Here is an 18,444-nt window from a genome sequence, read left to right on the forward strand (position 1 = left end):
TCAATCCTGTTCGGAGGGGTGAATCGCGGACGTCACTCCGCAGCGTCGGCGGTCCCCGCGCCGTCGGCGCCTTCGGTGCCGTCCGTGTCGTCAGCGCCGTCCGTGCCGCCGGGGCGGTCGGTGCGGTCCGCGCCGTCGGTGCCGTCAGTGCGGTCAGTGCGGTCCGCGCCGTCGGTGCCGGCCGCGCCGTCAGTGAGGTGCAGGCGCAGCAGGCGGGCCGCGCAGTGGTCCAGCCAGCGGGACTCGCCCTCCGCGTGGCAGATCCGCTGCTCCAGGACCAGCAGCCGGGCCACCTCCTCGGGCCGTTCCGGCCCCCGCGCCAGCACCTCGGCCCGCTGCCGCACGTAGTCCTGCAACTCCTCGGACACCTGCCGGCGCTGCTCCTCGACGACCTCGCGCACGTCGACGCCGGGCGCCGCCACCGCCAGCGCCAGCCTGACCGCCCGCTCCTCGCAGGACGGCCCGGCGTGCCGCACCGGCCGCGTGTACCAGTCCCGCAGTTCGGCGCGGCCCGCCCCGGTCAGCGCGTAGATCACCCGTCCGGCCGCGTCCACCCCCTCCCGGGCGACCAGGCCGTCCCGCTCCAGGGCGCCGAGCGCGGCGCAGACCCGGCCGGGGTCCGGCGGCCGTGCCGCGCCCGTGCGCACCGCGAACTCGGCGCGGAGCCGGGAGCCGTGGCGGGGGCCGTCCTCCAGGAGCGCGAGCAGCCCGTGACGTGTCGACATAACCGGATTGTGCAGCGGATGCGGCCCGGCGGCCGAACCCGGAATGCCGGACTCCGCCGGTGATGTGAATGTTGTTCCACGGCACGTCCGCCGTACGGCACCGCCGCCGTATGGCACCGCCGCCCCGCCGAACCACCGTGCAGAACCGCTGTGAGGGGGTCACCGAAGTGACCGGATGGCCACGCGCCACGCTGCGCGCGACTGGCGCGACAGGACTGCTGATAGTGATCGGGGCCGGCGTCCTGCCCGGCGGCACCGCGTCGGCGTACGACGCCTCCTCGCGGCCGTCCGCGTCCGACGCCGCGTCGGCGTCGGCTTCCGCGCCGGCCTCCGCCTCCTCGTCGGCCTCGCCCTCGGCGCACGGCACTCCCCCCGCGTCTCCGGCTGCCGCCTCCCACGCGGCCGGCGGGTCCTCCGGCCGGCCGACCCGCTCGTCCCCGCCGTCGGCCGCCGCGGTCCTGGCCCCGCCTTCCCCCCGGGCCTCGGCCCCGCCGCGCCCGCCCCGGCCGGTCGCCGAGGCGACGGAGGACGGGGACCCGGCGGACGAGGGCCCGCGGCGGCCGGGCCGGTCGCACGGCCGGGACGGCGAGGGCGGCGCGGGACCCCGGGGGCCGGGGCACGGCCGCAGCGAGGTCGCCGGCGGCCCGGTCGACCCGTCGGCCGGGACCGCCCCGCCCTCGCCCGCGGCGCACGCGCAGCCGGCGTCGGCGTCGCCCGACCCCCGGCTGACCGAGTCGGACGCCCGGCCGGAGACCGCGAACGGGCACGGGCACGGGCTGGAGCTCCTGCCCCTGGGCAGCGGCCTGGTCCTCATCGGCCTCGGGCTGGGACTCGCGTTCCTCGCCCTGCGGCTGCGCCGGATCTGAGGCCGCCGTCCGCGGCCGGGCGGCGGCGCCGGGTCAGGAGGCCACGAGCAGCACCTTGCCGATGTGGCCGCTCTCCTCCACGACCCGCTGGGCGGCGGCCGCCTCGCTCAGCGGCACCTCCCGGTCGACGACCGGCCGGACGTGCCCGTCGGCGATCAACGGCCACACGTGCTCGCGCACGGCCGCCACGATCGCCGCCTTCTCACCGAGCGGACGGGCCCGCAGCGAGGTCGCGCTGACCGCGGCCCGCTTGGCGAGCAGGGCGCCGATGTTCAGCTCGCCCTTGCTGCCGCCCTGGAGGCCGATGATCGCCAGCCGTCCGCTGGTGGCGAGGGCCCGGACGTTGCGGTCCAGGTATTTGGCGCCCATGTTGTCCAGGATGACGTCGGCGCCGGCGCCGTCCGTGGCCCGCTGGATCTCCTCGACGAAGTCCTGCTCGCGGTAGTTGATCAGGATGTCGGCGCCCAGTTCGGCGCAGTAGTCCAGCTTCTCCTTGGTGCCGGCCGTGACGGCGACCCGGGCGCCCATGGCCTTGGCGAGCTGGATCGCCATGGTGCCGATGCCGCTGGAGCCGCCGTGCACCAGCAGCGTCTCGGCGGGACGGAGGTGGGCGACCATGAAGACGTTGGACCAGACCGTGCAGACCACCTCGGGCAGCGCCGCCGCTTGCCTCAGGTCGACGCCCTCGGGCACGGGCAGCAGCTGCCCGGACGGCACGGCCACCTTCTCGGCGTAGCCGCCGCCCGCGAGCAGCGCGCACACCTCGTCGCCGACCGCCCAGCCGGACACGCCGGGGCCGAGCGCGGCGATCCGTCCGGAGCACTCCAGACCTGGGTACGCGGAGCCGCCGGGCGGCGGCGCGTAGTTGCCCTGCCGCTGGAGGATGTCGGCCCGGTTGACGGCGCTGGCCACCACCTCGACCAGCACCTCGCCCTCACCGGGCTCGGGATCCGGCACCTCGTCCCACACCAACGCCTCGGGACCGCCGGGTTCGGGAATCGTGATCGCATGCATGGGGCCGACGCTACTCCTGCGCCCCCTCGATCCGGGGTCAGTCCTGCGGCAGCGGCCGGGTGTCCGGTGTGACCTTCGTGTCCCGGGTGGCGCGGACGATGGTGATGAGACGGTCCGTCAGCTCCAGGGTGGCGGCGGCCGGGTCGTCGTAGCCGAGGACGCGGTGCCCGCGCAGGACGCTGACCACCAGGTCGCCGGTCTCGCGCGGGTTCTTGCCCACCTCGGCCTTTATGACCGGGCGCTCTATCAGGTCCAGGCCGCTGCCCTGCTGGATCAGGTCCTCCATGACCATGCCGGCCGCCGGGCTGAGCACGGACAGCCCCAGCAGCCGTCCGGCCGCGCTGGCGCTGGTGATCACCGCGTCGGCGCCGGACTGCTTCAGCAGGGGGGCGTTCTCCTCCTCGCGCACCGCCGCGACGATCTTCGCCGTGCGGTTCAGCTGCCGGGCCGTGAGCGTGACCAGGACCGCCGTGTCGTCCCGCTGGGTCGCGATGATGATCTGCCGCGCCCGGTGCACCTCCGCCCGCCTGAGCACCTCGCTGCGGGTCGCGTCGCCGACCACTCCGGCGTACCCCTCCGCCGTGGCCGCCTCGATCGCCTTGCCACTGGGGTCGACCACCACGACCTGCTGCTTCCTCAGTCCCGTCGCAAGGACGGTCTGCAGCGCCGACCTCCCCTTCGTGCCGAAACCGACGACGACGGTGTGATCGCGCAAGGTGGACCTCCAGCGGCTCAGACGCCATTCCTCACGGGTGCGTTCGGTGAGGACTTCCAGGGTGGTGCCGACGAGGATGATCAGGAACAGCACGCGCAGCGGCGTGATGACGAGGATGTTGGTGAGCCGGGCGCTGTCGCTCACGGGGGTGATGTCGCCGTATCCCGTCGTGGACAGGGTCACCGTCGAGTAGTAGGCCGCGTCGAGGAAGTCGACGGTGCTGTCGGCGTTGTCGTGGTAGCCCTCGTGGTCGGCGTAGACGATCAGCACGGTCGCGACCAGGACCAGCAGCGCCATGGCCAGCCGCTTGCCGACCTGGCGTATCGGGCGTTCCACCATTTTTCTCGGGAGTTTCACCCGATGGGTCACGAGGTGCTCGTCCGCCTGGCGGGCGATCGCGTCCTGGCCCGGAAGTTTCACGTGAAACACACTCCGATTCCTGCGGCGGCCCACGGCAGATCGAGCAGTTCGGCCTCCTGCCCGGCCCGCGCGCCGCCCGGCGGCACGACGGCGAGGGCGTCGGAGGCCGCGACACCGCGCAGCATGGCGGGGCCGTTGTAGCGCAGCGGGACCGCGTGGTCGCCGCGCAGCACGACGGGCACGAGCCGGGTGTCGTACGGATGCCCCGGCACGGTGCTCTGCAACGGCAGCGCGTACGGCTCCGGAGCCGACCGCGCGGCCAGCGTGCGCAGCAGCGGTTCGGCCAGCGTGAGCAGGCCCGAGACCGCCGCGAGGGGGTTGCCGGGCAGGCCGACGAGGTGCTGGTCCTTGCGGGTGCGGGCCAGCAGCATCGGGTGACCGGGGCGCACCTTGACGCCGTCCACCAGCAGCTCGGCGCCGAACCGGCGCAGCATGGGGTGCACGTGGTCGACGGGACCGGCGGCCGTACCGCCGGTGGTCACGATCAGATCGGCCTCGGAGCGGCTGACGGCGCGGTGCAGGGCGTTGGCGTCGTCGCCGATCCGGCGCACCGTGGTGACCTCGGCGCCCAGCGCCCGCAGCCAGGGCGGCAGCATCGGGCCGAGCGCGTCCCGGATCCGGCCGTCCTGCGGGAGGCCCTCGGCGAGCAGCTCGTCGCCCAGCACCAGGACGTCCACCCGGGGCCGGGGGACCACGGTGAGGGTGTCGTATCCGGCGGCCGCGGCGAGTCCCAGCACCGCCGGGGTGACCAGGGCGCCGGCCGGCAGCAGGTGCTCGCCGCCCCGGCACTCCTGGCCGCGCGGGCGGATGTCCTGGCCGTGGCCCACCTCGCGGGCCGGGTGCAGCCGGCCCTTGTCGTCGATGCGGCCGTGCTCGCTGCGCAGTACGGCGGTGGTGTCCTGCGGGATGCGCGCGCCGGTGGCGATCCGTACCGCCTCGCCGTCGGTCAGCGGCTCGGGCCGCGCGCGTCCGGCCAGCGCCCCCTCGTCGCGTACGTCCCAGGGTCCGGGTCCGGCGACCGCCCAGCCGTCCATCGCCGACGCGTCGAAGGAGGGCAGGTCGGTGAGGGCGGCGAGGGGTTCGGCCAGGACCAGACCGAGGGCGGCGTCCAGGGGAAGGGAGACGGGTGCGCGGCGGGTGCCGGCACCGGGGGCGGGGACGGCGCGGGCGGCGCGTTCGGCTCTCTCGCGGGCCTGGGGCCAGGGGGTGGCCCGGTGGTGGGCGTCCTCGGAGTGCGCCGGGCCGCCGCCGGACGGTCCGTGACCGGGTCCGTGACCGCTGTGGTGTCCTTCGGCGGGGCCGCGGCCGGTGGCGTCGCCGGGGAAGGGGCCGTGGGCCTGGGGGCGGTGGGGGTCGTCGTCGGGGCGGTGGCCGTGGTCGGCCTTCACCAGGGCGAGGGCCTCCTCGACGTCGAGGTCCTCGGTCTCCCCGCCGGTGCTGACGCCGCGGGCGGTCATCCCGCGTCCGGCCGGGTGTCGGGCGTGGCGTCGGGGGCCACGTCGGGCTCGCCCGCGGTGCCCTGGCCGGGGGTGTCCTGGCCGGGGGTGACCTGGCCGGGGGTGTCCTGGCCGGGGGTGACCTCGTCCGCCCAGCGCAGGGCGAGCGCGGCGGCCTTGCGGGCGGCTTCGGCGACCGCTTCGGGGCCGCCCTCGGCACGGGCCGCCGCATAGCCGACGAGGAACGTGGTCAGCGGGGCGGCGGGCCGGGCCACGCCGTGGGCGGCGTCGCGGGCCAGGTCGAGCAGTACGCCGGTGTCGACGTCCAGGTCGATGCCCAGCTCGTCCTTGACTGCGGAAATCCATTCATCCAGCACGTGCCCATGCTCCCTGATGCGTGCCCTGGCGGTGGCGATGTCGTCCCAGGTGTCGCAGTCGAACGACGCGGTGCGGCGGTCGACGACGCGCACCAGGTCGAGCGCGGCGACCAACCGCCGCAACGGAAGCCCGGCGAGCCCCCTGCGACTTGCACTGCCCGGGGTGGGCGTACCGGTCGGGACTGGATCGCCGGACGCGGAAGGGCCGCCGGGGGTGGCGGGCGGGGTGGGCGTACCGGGCGCGGCGGAGGCGGCGCGGTCGCCGAGCGCGGCAGGCGGGATGGAGGCGTCGGAGACGGTGGGCGGGGTGGGTTCGCCGGGGACGGCAGGACCGGCGGGCACGGGAGGGCCGCCGGAGGTGGCGGACGCGGTGGAGGCGACGGGGCCGTCGGGCGCGACCGAGGCGGCGGGCGGCACCGAGTCGCCGGAGGCGTCCGTGGGCGTCGGGTCGGCGAGTGCGGCCAGGGCACGGTGCAGGGCCGCCGCGCGGTAGGCCGCCACGAGCGGCTGGTCGCGGCCCTCGCCGTCGGTGAGCAGCACGCCGTCGGCGTCGCTCGCGCCCAACGCGGCCAGCAGCCCGCCGACGGTGTCTGGTCCGAGGAACGGCAGATCGGCGGAGAGGACGACGACATGGTCCGCCGTGGTGTGGCGCAGTCCCGCGTCCAGTGCGGCGAGCGGACCGCCGCCGGGCGGTTCCTCGCGTGCCCAGCGCACGGGCCGCGCGGTGGGCCTCGGGTCGGCCACCACGACGGTGGTGCGCGCGTCGGCACAGGCACTGAGCACGCGGTCGAGCAGGGCCCGGCCGCCCACCCGTACGCCGGGCTTGTCCGCGCCGCCCAGCCGCCGGGCCGCGCCACCGGCGAGCACGACGGCGTCGTAGGCCGGCGGCCGCCCGCCCCTCGCGGCGCCGGACGGACCCGGAACATCCCGCACGGCAGAACCGACGGACCCCCCGACGGCCTGGTGCACACCGGCATCCTGAGGTGCCTCGACGTCCCGACGCCCGCCGAAGGCTCGGTGCGCCTCGACGTCCCGACACGCGCCGAAGGCCCGGCGCGTCCCAGGGGCCGGTTGCGCGCCGCCGGCCCGACGCGCGCCGACGTTCTCGGGCGGGCCCGAGGTTCCGGTGGGGCCGGGAGACGCGTAGGCGGTCACCCCACGAGTATGCGACCCGCCCGCGCGCGGGGTGCACGCGGGCACGACCGCGTGCTCACAAGGTGCGCAGCAGCACCGTCGGCCGCTCGACGCAGTCGGCCACGTACCGCAGGAAGCCGCCCGCCGCGCCGCCGTCGCACACCCGGTGGTCGAAGGTCAGCGAGAGCTGGACGACCTGCCGCACCGCCAGCTCGCCCTCGTGCACCCACGGCTTGGGGACGATGCGGCCGACGCCGAGCATCGCGGCCTCGGGATGGTTGATGATCGGCGTCGAGCCGTCGACGCCGAACACCCCGTAGTTGTTCAACGTGAAGGTCCCACCGGTCAGTTCCCCTGGTGTGAGCGCGCCGGTCCGGGCCGCCTCGGTCAGCCGAGCGAACTCGGCGGTCAGCGATTCGGCGTCCCGCGCGTGCGCGTCCCGCACCACCGGGACGACGAGCCCGCGCTCGGTCTGCGCGGCGAACCCCAGGTGGACCTGGTCGAGCCGGACGACCTCCCTGGCCGCCATGTCCACCGTGGAGTTCAGCTCGGGGTAGCGGGCGAGCGCCGCCGTGCAGATCCGGGCGAGCAGCGCGAGCAGGGAGATCTTCGGGCCGCCGGCCGCGTTCATGGCCGTACGGGCGCGCATCAGCTCCGTCGCGTCGGCGTCCACCCAGCAGGTCGCGTCGGGGATCTCGCGGCGGCTGCGGGACAGCTTGTCCGCGACGGCTCCCCGCACGCCCTTGAGCGGGATGCGGACGCCGTCGGCCACGGCAGCGGACGACGGGGCCGGCGCCGCCTCGGTGCGCCGCGCACCGCGCTCGATCGCGCTCTCCACGTCCGCGCGCAGGATCAGTCCCTCGGGCCCGGAGCCCGGCAACCGCCGCAGGTCCACGCCGTTCTCCCGGGCGAGCCGCCGCACGAGCGGGGAGATGACGGGAACGGGACCGCCGGCCACCGCCGGCCCACTCCCCGCATCCGGTACGGCACCGGCACGCGCCGTCCCGCCGGAGACCGCCCCGCCGTCCGCGAGCGCCACACCGTCCAGGACCCTCGCACCGTCCACCGCCCCCGCACCCCGCAGCGCACCGGACGCACCGGCCACGGCAGGTACGGAAGGTCCGGAAGACGCGCCGGCCCCGTTCGTCGGCCGCACCCTGCGCCGCCGCGCCGGAGGCGCCCCCGTGCCGTAGCCGACCAGGACGTTCCCGGAGCCGGAGCCCTCGTCGCCGCCCTCGGCGGCCGGTCCGGACGATTCGCCGACCGCGACCGTCAGCAGCGGCGCGCCCACGGGCAGTTCGGTCCCCTCCTCGCCGAAGCGGGCCGTGACGACGCCGCCGTAGGGACAGGGCACCTCGACCATCGCCTTGGCCGTCTCGACCTCGACGACCGGCTGGTCGATCGCGACGACGTCGCCCACCTCGACCAGCCAGCGGACGATCTCCGCCTCGGTGAGCCCCTCCCCGAGGTCGGGCAGCTTGAACTCCAGCACCTGTGCCATCAGCCCTCGGCCTCCCACTGCAGACGCGCCACGGCGTCCAGGATGCGGTCGATACCGGGCAGGTGGTGCCGCTCCAGCATCGGCGGCGGGTAGGGGATGTCGAACCCGGCCACCCGCAGCACCGGCGCCTCCAGGTGGTGGAAGCAGCGCTCGGTGACCCGTGCCGCGATCTCCCCGCCGGGCCCGCCGAAGCCGCCCGACTCGTGCACGACGACGGCGCGCCCGGTGCGCCGTACCGACGCGCACACCGTCTCGTCGTCGAACGGCACCAGCGAGCGCAGGTCCACGACCTCCAGGTCCCAGCCCTCGGCCCGGGCCGCCTCGGCGGCCTCCAGGCAGACGGGCACCGACGGGCCGTAGGTGATCAGCGTGGCGCTGCGGCCGGCGCGCCGCACCACCGCGCGGCCGATCGGCTCCACGGCCGTCGGCTCTTCGGGGTTCCAGGAGTCCTTCGACCAGTACAGCCGTTTGGGTTCGAGGAAGACGACCGGGTCGTCGGAGGCGATGGCGGCGCGCAGCAGCCCGTAGGCGTCGGCGACGGTGGCGGGCGTGACGACATGGAGCCCCGGAGTCGCCATGTAGTACGCCTCGGAGGAGTCGCTGTGGTGCTCGACGCCGCCGATGCCGCCGCCGTAGGGGATGCGGACGGTGATCGGCAGCGGTGTCTTCCCGCGCGTGCGGTTGCGCATCTTGGCCACATGGCTGGCGAGCTGTTCGAACGCCGGGTAGGCGAAGGCGTCGAACTGCATCTCGACGACCGGGCGCAGTCCGTACATCGCCATGCCGACGGCGGTGCCGAGGATGCCGGCCTCGGCCAGCGGCGTGTCGGTGCAGCGGTCCTCGCCGAACTCCTGGGCGAGGCCGTCGGTGACCCGGAAGACTCCGCCCAGGGTGCCGACGTCCTCGCCCATGACGTGCACGGCCGGGTCGTCGGCCAGTGCGTCGCGCAGGGCGCGCGTGAGGGCCTGGGCCATGGTGGCCGGCTTGAGCGCGACGGTGGTCATCGGGCCGTGCCCTCCTCGGCCTCGGCCGCCAGCTCGGCCGCCAGCAGCTCCCGCTGCTCGCGCAGCTGGGCGGTGGGCTCGGCGTAGACGTGGGCGAAGAGGTCCATGGGGTCGAGCGCCGGATCTTGGTTCATGCGCTCGCGCAGCCGCGCGGCCATGGTCTCGGCGCTCTGGCGGACGGCCGCGACGCCGTCCTCGTCGAGCAGGCCGCGCCCGGTCAGCTCACGTTCCAGCAGCAGCACCGGATCGTGGGCGCGCCACGCCTCCACCTCGGCGTCGCCGCGGTAGCGGGTGGCGTCGTCGGCGTTGGTGTGGGCGTCGATGCGGTACGTCACGGCCTCGACCAGGGTCGGGCCGCCTCCCGCGCGCGCGTGCCGTACGGCGTCGGTGAGCACCTCGTGGACGGCGGCGGCGTCGTTGCCGTCGACCAGGCGGCCCGGCATGCCGTACCCGACGGCCTTGTGGGCCAGGGACGGCGCGGCGGTCTGCTTGGCGAGCGGGACGGAGATCGCGAAGCCGTTGTTCTGCACGAGGAAGACGACCGGGGCCTGCCAGACGGCGGCGAAGTTGAGCGCCTCGTGGAAGTCGCCCTCGCTGGTGCCGCCGTCGCCGACCATCGCCAGCGCGACCACGTCGTCGCCCTTGAGACGGGCGGCGTGCGCGAGCCCGACGGCGTGCGGCAGCTGGGTGGCGAGCGGTGTGGACAGCGGGGCGACCCGGTGCTCGGCGGGGTCGTAGCCGGTGTGCCAGTCGCCGCGCAGCAGGGTGAGGGCGTGGACGGGGTCCACGCCGCGGGCCACGGCGGCCAGCGTGTCGCGGTAGCTGGGGAAGAGCCAGTCGCGGTCCTGGAGGGCGAGCGCGGCGGCGACCTCGCAGGCCTCCTGACCGGTGCTGGAGGGGTAGACGGCGAGCCGGCCCTGCTTGGTGAGGGCGGTCGCCTGCGTGTTGTACCGGCGGCCCAGCACGAGCTGCTCGTACAGACGGCCGAGCAGCTCCGGATCGGCCTTCGCGGCCGCCTCCGTCCCCAGGACGCGGTAGGGCTCCGCGTCGGGCAGCAGCGGCGCGGGGTCGGTACGGGGCTGCCAGGCGGGCGGCGGCGATGGCCGGTACGCACCCCGCTGCTCCATGACCGTCATGGCGGGCACCTCCTCGTGGGAGTGGCTACGGGAGGCGGGTCGGCTGTGACCCGTCTCACCTACCGATTGTTCGGTCGCCGACGCATTTTGGCTACAGGCGGCCCCAGGCTGTGGACAAACGGTTCTCCACAGCATGGGATGGGCGCAGTACGTCCATGGCGGAGAGGCGGGGGGACATGGCACCTGAACAAATGGCCGACGGGCCGGACGGCGCCGCCCTGCCGCCGGCGCGCCCGCTGGACGCCATCGACCAGGACATCCTGCGGATGCTCCAGACGGACGGCCGTGCCTCGATACGGTCGGTCGCCGAGCGGACCCACGTCTCGCGCGCCAACGCCTACGCCCGCATCAACCGCCTCATCGAGGACGGCGTCATCCGGGGCTTCGGCGCGCGCGTCGACCACGAACGGGCGGGGCAGGGCACCTCCGCGTACATCACGCTGACGATCGTGCAGAACTCCTGGCGCACGGTGCGCGAGCAGCTGCGCCTGCTGCCCGGCGCCTCGCACATCGCCCTGGTGGGCGGCGACTTCGACGTGCTGCTGCTCGTGCACATGCCCGACAACCGGGCGCTGCGCGAGGTGGTGCTCACCCGGCTCCAGGCGATCCCCGAGGTGCTCAGCACGCGCACGCTGCTGGTGTTCGAGGAGGAGGACCTGGAACCCCAGGGGTGAGCCGGGGCCCCGCGCCGCCTCAGGCTTCCTTGCGCAGGCCGCCGAAGACCAGCCGGACCACCGCGTCGCGCACTTCCCGCGCGCTGGAGCCGCGTCCGTCCGGCCGGTACCACTCCACGATGGAGTTGATCATCCCGAAGACGAGCCGGGTGGCGAGCCGCACCTCCACGTCGCCGCGCACGTCGCCCTCGGCGGCCGCCGCCTTCAGCAGTTCGGCCACCCTGTGGTCGAACTCGCGCCGCCGCTCCAGCGCCCACCGCTCCGTCGCGGTGTTGCCGCGCACCCGCAGCAGCAGCGTCACGTACGGCAGTTCGGCCAGCAGCACCTCGACCATGCGCCGCACGACGTACTCCAGGCGCTCGGCGGCGCGGCCCACGCGCGCGTGCTCCTCCTCCAGGATCCCGAAGAGGCCGTCCAGCGCCCGCGTGACCGCCCGGCGCAGCAACTCCTCCTTGCCGGCCACATGATGGTAGATGGACGACTTGGAGATGCCGGCCGCCTTGGACAGGTGCTCCATGGAGGTGCCGTCGTAGCCGCGCTCGTTGAAGACCCGCACGGCCACCGAGAGCAGCGTCTCCGGGGTGTACGTGTCGCGTCTGGCGGTGGTCATGAGGCGCCCTCCCGCTTCTCGCCGGCGTACGCGTGCCGGTACAGCGCCAGGGACGGCGCGTAGCGCCCCGAGGGGTCGCGCAGGTGCAGGTCGTCCAGCAGGTCGTAGGCCCAGGACCGGCCGAGCCTGCGGCTCCATTCGAACGGGCCGAGGGGGTAGTTGACGCCCAGGCGCATCGCCGTGTCGACGTCCTCCTCGGTGGCCGCGCCCTTGGCGACGGCGTCGTGCGCCAGGTCGACTACGCGGGCGACCGTGCGGGCGACGATCATGCCGGGGACGTCGCCGATGACGCTGACGTCCTTGCCGAGCGCCTGGAAGAGGCCGATGGCCTCCGCCAGCGTCCTGGGGGCGGTGTCCTGGGAGGCGGACAGGGCGACGCGGGTGGCCCGGCGGTAGTCGAGGGCCAGGTCGAAGTAGACGACGTCGCGGAACTCGCCGGAGGTCTGTCCGTCGGCGAGGACCAGCTGGCCGCCGCCGGGCAGCACCAGGCGGGTGCCGTGGTCCTCTTCCTCCTCGCGGACGGTGATGCCCGCCTCGCGGATCAGCGCGGTCAGCTCGGCCGCCGGGCCGAGGTCGCCCTCCACGACGACGTAGGCGGGCGGCCGCTCCTTCTCGGCGGTGTGCGGCTCGGGGCGCTCGGCGCCGTCGCCGTAGTCGTACCAGCCGTGCCCGCTCTTGTGGCCGAGCCGGCCGGACTCGACCAGCCGCCGCTGGGCGAGCGAGGGCGTGAAGCGCACGTCCTGGAAGAAGGACTGCCACACGGAGTGCGTGACGGACTCGTTGACGTCCTGCCCGATCAGGTCGGTCAGCTCGAAGGCGCCCATCCGGAACCCGCCGGACTCGCGCAGGACCGCGTCGATGGTGGCCGGGTCGGCGGCCTGGGACTCCAGGACGGCGAACGCCTCGGCGTAGAAGGGGCGGGCGATGCGGTTGACGATGAAGCCGGGGGTGTCGGCGCAGGCGACCGGCGTCTTGCCCCAGGCGCGGGCCGTCTCGTACGCGCGCGTGGCCGAGGTGACGTCGGTGGCGAACCCGGAGACGACCTCCACCAGCGGCAGCAGCGGAGCCGGGTTGAAGAAGTGCAGGCCCACCAGGCGGCCGGGGTTGCGCAGCGCGCCGCCGATGGCGGTCACCGACAGGGAGGAGGTGTTGGTGGCGAGCAGGCAGTCGTCGGCGACGACGCCCTCCACCGCCTTGAACAGATCCTGTTTGACGTCCAGCCGTTCCAGCACGGCCTCGACGACCAGGGCGCAGTCGGCCAGTTCGGCGAGGTCGTCGGCGGGCCTGAGCCGGGCGCGGGCCGCGTCCCGGTCGGCGGCGGTGAGGCGGTCCTTCTCGACGAGCCGGTCGAGCCGGGCGCCGATCGCGGCGGCCGCCTGTCCGGCCCGCCCGGGCACGGCGTCGTACAGGCGTACGGGATGGCCCGCGACCAGCGCGACCTGGGCTATGCCCTGGCCCATGGTGCCGGTGCCGACGACGGCCACCGGGCTGCTGAGGTCGAGTGCTGTCATGTGCGCGATCCTCCCGCACGGGGTTTTCCACAGACGCGGCGGACCCCCTGGCCCGACTTTTCCACAGATGCGGCCGACCCCCTTGTCCCGACCGATCGTTCGGTTACTCTAACCCTGACCGGCTGTCGCCGCCCATGTTTCCGCCAGGTCATGAGCTCGACGAGGAGCTCTCGAGACAAGGAGTTGGTCCCGCATGGCCACCGCCGAACCGACCGCGCACGCCCTCATCGCCCGGCACCGGCCCACGCTCGACCAGGCGCTGGAAGCCATCCGCACGCGCGCGTACTGGTCCCCCCACCCCGAGCACCCCAAGGCCTACGGGGAGCACGGCAGCCTGGACGCGGCCGCCGGCAAGGCGGCCTTCGACGCCCTGCTGGGCTCCCGGTTCGACCTCGGCCAGCCCGGCACGGACGACTGGGTCGGCGGCGAGGTCTCGCCCTACGGCGTCGAACTGGGCGTGACCTACCCGCACGCGGACCTGGACGTGCTGCTGCCCGCCATGAAGGCCGGACAGCGGGCGTGGCGGGACGCGGGCCCCGAGGCGCGCGCCGCGGTCTGCCTGGAGATCCTCAAGCGGATCAGCGACCGGACGCACGAGTTCGCGCACGCGGTCATGCACACCTCCGGCCAGGCCTTCATGATGGCGTTCCAGGCGGGCGGCCCGCACGCCCAGGACCGCGGCCTGGAGGCGGTGGCGTACGCGTACGCGGAGCAGGTGCGCACCCCCGGGACGGCCGAGTGGTCCAAGCCCCAGGGCAAGCGGGACCCGCTCACCCTCACCAAGCGCTTCACCGCGGTCCCCAGGGGCATCGCGCTGATGATCGGCTGCAACACCTTCCCGACCTGGAACGGCTACCCGGGCCTGTTCGCCTCCCTGGCCACCGGCAACGCGGTCCTGGTCAAGCCGCACCCGCGCGCGGTGCTGCCGCTCGCGCTCACCGTGCGGGTGGCCCGCGAGGTGCTCGCCGAGGCCGGCCACGACCCGAACCTGGTCGCGCTGGCCGCCGAGAGGCCGGGCGAGGGCATCGCCAAGACCCTGGCCACCCGTCTCGAGATCCGGATCATCGACTACACCGGTTCCACGGCCTTCGGCGACTGGCTGGAGGCCAACGCCCGCCAGGCGCGGGTCTACACCGAGAAGGCCGGCGTCAACACGGTCGTCGTCGAGTCGGCCGGCGACTACAAGGGCATGCTCGCCAACCTGGCCTTCTCGCTGTCCCTGTACAGCGGCCAGATGTGCACCACCCCGCAGAACCTGCTGATCCCCCGCGACGGCATCCGCACCGACCAGGGCCACAAGTCCTTCGACGAGGTGACCGCCGACCTCGCCCAGGCGGTCGACGGGCTGCTCGGCGACGACGCGCGCGCCAACGCCCTGCTCGGCGCGATCGTCAACCCGGACGTCAAGGCCCGTCTGGAGGCCGCCTCGGCCCTCGGCGAGGTCGCCCTCGCCTCCCGCGAGATCACCCACCCGGACTTCCCCGACGCGGTCGTCCGCACCCCGGTGATCGTGAAGCTGGACGGCGCCAAGCCGGACGCCGAGGCCGCCTACATGAGCGAGTGCTTCGGCCCGGTCTCCTTCGCCGTCGCGGTCGACTCGGCCGCCGACGCGGTGGAGCTGCTGCGCCGCACCGTCCGCGAGAAGGGCGCGATGACCGTGGGCGCCTACACGATGGACGAGGAGGTCGAGCGGGCCGTGGAGGAGGTCTGCCTGGAGGAGGCCGCCCAGCTGTCCCTGAACCTCACCGGCGGGGTGTACGTCAACCAGACGGCCGCCTTCTCCGACTTCCACGGCTCGGGCGGCAACCCCGCGGCCAACGCGGCCCTGTGCGACGCGGCGTTCGTGGCCGACCGCTTCCGGACGGTGGAGGTCCGCCGGGAGGCGTGAGGCCGCCCCTCACGCGGGCGCGCCCCCGGTGGCACTCCAGTGGTACAGCGTCATGGCCACACTGGTGGCGAGGTTGTAACTGGAGACCTGGGGGCGCATCGGCAGGGCCACCAGGTGGTCGGTCCGCTCCCGCAGCTCGGCGGAGAGCCCGCTGCGCTCGGAGCCGAAGGCGAGCACGGCGTCGTCGGGCAGCTTCAGCCCGCGGATGTCCTCGCCCTCCGGATCGAGCGCGAACAGCGGCCCCTCCGGCAGCTCGGCCACGGTCAGCCGCTCCACGGTGGTCGCGAAGTGCAGCCCCGCCCCGCCGCGCACCACCGTCGGATGCCAGGGGTCGAGGGTGCCCGTGGTGACCACCCCGGTCACCCCGAAACCGGCGGCCAGCCGGATCACCGCGCCCGCGTTGCCGAGGTTGCGGGGCTGGTCCAGAACGACGACCGGTGCGCTGCGGGACGTGCGCGCCAGCGCCGCGAGGCCCGCCGCGCGGGAGGGCCGTACGGCGAGCGCGGCCACGGCGGTGGGATGCGGGCGCGGCACCAGAGCGGCGTACGCGTCCCGCTCCACCTCGGTCAGCAGCGCGTCCAGGGTGTCCCGTACGTCCGGGGCCAGCTCGTCGGCAAGGGCGAGCGCCGCCCGTCGGTCGACGGCGACCGCGACGGGCACCTCGGCGCCGAAGCGCAGCGCGTGCTTGAGGGCGTGGAAGCCGTCGAGCAGCACGGCGGTGTCGGCGAGCCGGTGCCAGTCGCGTACGGGGTCGGTCATGCCGGGAAGCCTACGCGGGCCGGCCCGTCCTCCTCGGGGCCGCGCGGTCCGGCCGGCTCCGGGCGGCCCCGCGGCCAGGGCAGCCGGGCACCCGCGCGTGCCGCGAGTCCGCCCAGCCGCAGCAGGAACGAGGTCGACAGGAAGACCGCGTCCGTCGCGATCATCGCCAGCGAGAAGAACGGCAGGCCCAGCACGACCGCGATCACCGCGTGCTCGGTCATCATCGCCACCAGCAGGACGTTCTTGACCCGCCGGTTGAACAGGGTGAACGGGAAGGCGACCTGTACGATCACCGTCCCGTACGTCACGAGCATCACCATCACGCCGCTGGCGGACAGCAGGTCGCCCAGCGCCGGCCAGGGCGAGAAGTAGTCCAGGTGGAGCGGGTAGTACACGGCGGTGCCGTCCTGCCAGCGCGACCCCTGGATCTTGTACCAGCCGGCCGTCGCGTAGATCAGGCACGCCTCGGCCGCGATCACCAGCAGGGCCCCGTTGTGCAGGATGTTGGCGACGGCGTCGAGCAGCACCCGCGGCTCGGCGGTCTCGACATGCTGTCCGACCAGCCAGTACAGGCCCAGCCCGAGCCACACCGCCCACAGCAGCATGGGCACGAACCATTCGCCGTCCGACCGCCCCGTCGCCGCGATCCCGGCCAGCGCCACGCCGAGCACGCTCCACAGGGCGGGGCCGACCCGGTCGGGCAGCCGCTCGCCACGCGCGCGTGCCGCCCGCTCGCGCACGGCCCGGCGCGCGTCCAGCGACCACACCCGGCCACAGCGGGTGAACACCAGGTAGATCGACATGAGGTGGAGGACGTTGTCGCCGCCGTCGCCCACGAAGACGCTGCGGTTCTGCAGCGAGAGCACGCCGACCAGGAAGAGCACGGACATCGTGCGGGTGCGCCAGCCCAGCAACAGCAGCAGGCTGGAGACCGCGGCCAGGGCGTAGACCGTCTCGAACCAGAACTGGCCGCGGAACCACAGCAATGCGGTGAAGGCGTTGTTGTCGGCGACCAGCTGGTGGGCGAGGTTCCAGCTCCACGGGCCGTCGGGCCCGTACAGCTCCTGGCGGTGCGGCAGCTCGCGCAGCAGGAACAGCAGCCAGGTCGCCGAGAAGCCGATGCGTATGACGGCCGACTGGTAGGGGGCGAGGGCCGTGTCGGTGACCCGGGCGACGCCCCGTGAGACGGAGAGCGCGACGCCGTTCACCGCACACCTCCCCGGGCCTCGTCGGCCGGGACGGTCCACCAGGGCAGCATGCGGTACGTGGGCGAGGTCGACACTTTCTCCGTGCTCCATCGGGGGGCGGGCACGTTGGTGGTGCGGAGGCGGACCTGGACGCGCTGGAGGACGCCGTCCGGCCCGGCCGCCTGGTCACGGCCGAGGCGCAGGACGACGATGCGGCGCAGGTACTGCTCGGCCAGGGTGCCGCGCAGCCCCGTGGAGCGGTTGTCGCCGTCGTGCGTGGACGCGTAGAAGTCGAAGGCGCGGCGCAGCTCGTTCTGCTGCGTGTGGCTGGGCACCGGGTTGGCGTCGATGGCCCGGCCGTCCTCGGCGGACAGGTCGTACCAGCCGGTGGTGCGGTAGCCGCCGTCCGCGCCGCGGGTCTCGGCGCGCACCTGGACGCCCATGTTCTGCTGGAGCGGGTTGGGCGCGAACAGCTTCCAGTTCTGCTCGAACTCCGGGTAGATCCACCCGTCGACGTTCTTGCCGTACTGCCTCGTCACCGTGTTCGACGGCGTGACGTACAGGAACACCATGGCCAGGTGCACACAGGCGACCACCGCGACGACGGCGAACGCCAGCGCGGCGCCGACCCGGTAGGGCAGGGAGAGCGCGGCGACACCGCCGCGAACGGTCTCGTCCCCTACCCCCGCGCCGGGCTCGTCCCCGGTCTCCGCGCCGCGAGCGCCCTCCGCGCCGGAACCGGCGGCCCCGGGCACGGCGCGGGCGGGAGGCTCGACGCCGGACACGGCCTCCGCGCCGGGCTCGGGTACGGCCTCCGCGCGGGGGCCCGGTACGGCGGCGGCCCCGGCGGGTTGCGTGTCCCGCCCCACGGCCGCGTCGGCCTCCGTGGCCCCGGTGACCCCATGGGCCCCACGGGGCTCGTCGCCCCGGTCGGGCCCGTACCGCCCGCCCGGGCCGTTCGAGCCCCTCTCCTGCGCGTCCATTCCGCCCGCTCCCCGATCCAGGTCCGACTTCCCGCCCCGCGTCCGCCCGACACCCGCGGGATGCGGCGGCATGCCCCGATCCGGCGCGCCGCCCGCACCGTCCGGGGGCGCCGTTCCCGGGCGCCGCACGGAACGGTACTCACGCCGGGCCGCCCGGCACAGCCCCGCTCGACGGGCCCGTCCGGCGGCGACCGCGATTCGTACCGCTCTGTGTCCGTTCACCCGTACGCCGCCGGAGCAGGGCGCCGGGCGGCGCGGCGTCGGCCGCCCGTCCGGCCCGGCGGCGGCCGCCCGTCCGGCCCGGCGGCGGCCGCACGCGGCGGCCTCAGCAGACGTTCCGCGCTGTGTCCACAGGACGCGCCCACGGTTTTCCACAGCGGTTGACACCCTACGGCGACGAGCCGCACCATGGAATCCGCCGAACCGAACGATCGGTCGGGCCGCAGGACACGCAGGACATACGCAGAACACGCAGGACAAGACAGAGGCCAAGCAGCCAAGCAG

Annotated in this window: 16 protein-coding genes; 3 read left to right on the plus strand and 13 right to left on the minus strand. The window is 74.7% G+C overall.

Features of this window, described 5'->3' with window-relative positions; translation table 11 throughout:
- Positions 1-32: 32 nt before the first annotated feature.
- Complete coding sequence (locus tag ABEB07_RS15840) at positions 33-725, minus strand: PadR family transcriptional regulator (RefSeq protein WP_345668906.1); 693 nt, start codon at positions 723-725, stop codon at positions 33-35.
- A 167-nt stretch (positions 726-892) separates the two neighbouring features.
- On the opposite strand from ABEB07_RS15840, the gene ABEB07_RS15845 reads away from it, so the two are divergent.
- On the plus strand, positions 893-1,591 hold the full coding sequence (locus tag ABEB07_RS15845; protein ID WP_345668907.1) for a hypothetical protein: 699 nt from the start codon (positions 893-895) through the stop codon (positions 1,589-1,591).
- 33 nt (positions 1,592-1,624) lie between these two features.
- Here ABEB07_RS15845 and ABEB07_RS15850 read toward each other — a convergent pair whose 3' ends face one another.
- From ABEB07_RS15850 to pdhA, 7 genes are all read right to left on the minus strand, one after another.
- Positions 1,625-2,605 carry an NAD(P)H-quinone oxidoreductase gene (locus tag ABEB07_RS15850; protein WP_345668908.1) on the minus strand — a complete coding sequence of 327 codons (981 nt, stop codon included), beginning with the start codon at positions 2,603-2,605 and terminating at the stop codon, positions 1,625-1,627.
- A 37-nt stretch (positions 2,606-2,642) separates the two neighbouring features.
- Positions 2,643-3,740 (minus strand): potassium channel family protein, encoded by a 1,098-nt coding sequence (locus ABEB07_RS15855; RefSeq protein WP_345668909.1) that lies wholly within the window; start codon positions 3,738-3,740, stop codon positions 2,643-2,645.
- A complete protein-coding gene (locus ABEB07_RS15860) occupies positions 3,737-5,197 on the minus strand; it encodes a molybdopterin molybdotransferase MoeA (protein ID WP_345668911.1) in 1,461 nt (486 codons plus the stop codon). Before ABEB07_RS15860 ends, ABEB07_RS15855 begins: the two co-directional genes overlap by 4 nt.
- Positions 5,194-6,420: an NTP transferase domain-containing protein gene (locus tag ABEB07_RS15865; RefSeq protein WP_345668912.1), complete on the minus strand. Its 1,227-nt coding sequence runs from the start codon at positions 6,418-6,420 to the stop codon at positions 5,194-5,196. Before ABEB07_RS15865 ends, ABEB07_RS15860 begins: the two co-directional genes overlap by 4 nt.
- Positions 6,421-6,763: 343 nt before the next feature.
- A complete protein-coding gene (locus ABEB07_RS39190; protein ID WP_425589009.1) occupies positions 6,764-8,188 on the minus strand; it encodes a dihydrolipoamide acetyltransferase family protein in 1,425 nt (474 codons plus the stop codon).
- A complete protein-coding gene (locus tag ABEB07_RS15885; RefSeq protein WP_345668913.1) occupies positions 8,188-9,192 on the minus strand; it encodes an alpha-ketoacid dehydrogenase subunit beta in 1,005 nt (334 codons plus the stop codon). The genes ABEB07_RS39190 and ABEB07_RS15885 overlap by 1 nt, the downstream gene beginning before the upstream one ends.
- Positions 9,189-10,328: a pyruvate dehydrogenase (acetyl-transferring) E1 component subunit alpha gene (gene pdhA, locus ABEB07_RS15890; protein WP_345668914.1), complete on the minus strand. Its 1,140-nt coding sequence runs from the start codon at positions 10,326-10,328 to the stop codon at positions 9,189-9,191. Before pdhA ends, ABEB07_RS15885 begins: the two co-directional genes overlap by 4 nt.
- A gap of 191 nt (positions 10,329-10,519) precedes the next feature.
- Here pdhA and ABEB07_RS15895 point away from each other — a divergent pair, with 191 nt between their 5' ends.
- Positions 10,520-11,002: an Lrp/AsnC family transcriptional regulator gene (locus ABEB07_RS15895; RefSeq protein WP_164584998.1), complete on the plus strand. Its 483-nt coding sequence runs from the start codon at positions 10,520-10,522 to the stop codon at positions 11,000-11,002.
- 19 nt (positions 11,003-11,021) lie between these two features.
- Here the strand turns inward: ABEB07_RS15895 and ABEB07_RS15900 are convergent, their stop codons facing one another.
- Positions 11,022-11,612 carry a TetR/AcrR family transcriptional regulator gene (locus tag ABEB07_RS15900; protein WP_164584993.1) on the minus strand — a complete coding sequence of 197 codons (591 nt, stop codon included), beginning with the start codon at positions 11,610-11,612 and terminating at the stop codon, positions 11,022-11,024.
- Positions 11,609-13,123 carry a 3-hydroxyacyl-CoA dehydrogenase gene (locus tag ABEB07_RS15905; protein WP_345668915.1) on the minus strand — a complete coding sequence of 505 codons (1,515 nt, stop codon included), beginning with the start codon at positions 13,121-13,123 and terminating at the stop codon, positions 11,609-11,611. Before ABEB07_RS15905 ends, ABEB07_RS15900 begins: the two co-directional genes overlap by 4 nt.
- A 193-nt stretch (positions 13,124-13,316) precedes the next feature.
- Here ABEB07_RS15905 and paaN point away from each other — a divergent pair, with 193 nt between their 5' ends.
- Positions 13,317-15,011, plus strand: coding sequence for a phenylacetic acid degradation protein PaaN (gene paaN, locus ABEB07_RS15910; protein WP_345668916.1), 1,695 nt, complete (start codon positions 13,317-13,319; stop codon positions 15,009-15,011).
- A 9-nt stretch (positions 15,012-15,020) separates the two neighbouring features.
- On the opposite strand, the gene ABEB07_RS15915 is transcribed toward paaN, so the two are convergent.
- Genes ABEB07_RS15915 through ABEB07_RS15925 form a run of 3 tightly spaced genes read right to left on the minus strand, consistent with a single transcriptional unit; the run spans position 15,021 to position 17,940 of the window.
- A complete protein-coding gene (locus tag ABEB07_RS15915) occupies positions 15,021-15,770 on the minus strand; it encodes a TrmH family RNA methyltransferase (RefSeq protein WP_345668917.1) in 750 nt (249 codons plus the stop codon).
- Complete coding sequence (locus ABEB07_RS15920; RefSeq protein WP_345668918.1) at positions 15,767-16,978, minus strand: HTTM domain-containing protein; 1,212 nt, start codon at positions 16,976-16,978, stop codon at positions 15,767-15,769. Before ABEB07_RS15920 ends, ABEB07_RS15915 begins: the two co-directional genes overlap by 4 nt.
- Positions 16,975-17,940 (minus strand): DUF5819 family protein, encoded by a 966-nt coding sequence (locus tag ABEB07_RS15925; protein ID WP_345668920.1) that lies wholly within the window; start codon positions 17,938-17,940, stop codon positions 16,975-16,977. Before ABEB07_RS15925 ends, ABEB07_RS15920 begins: the two co-directional genes overlap by 4 nt.
- Between the last annotated feature and the right edge of the window lie 504 nt (positions 17,941-18,444).

The organism is Streptomyces similanensis (assembly GCF_039543625.1).
Classification (GTDB): Bacteria; Actinomycetota; Actinomycetes; order Streptomycetales; family Streptomycetaceae; genus Streptomyces; species Streptomyces similanensis.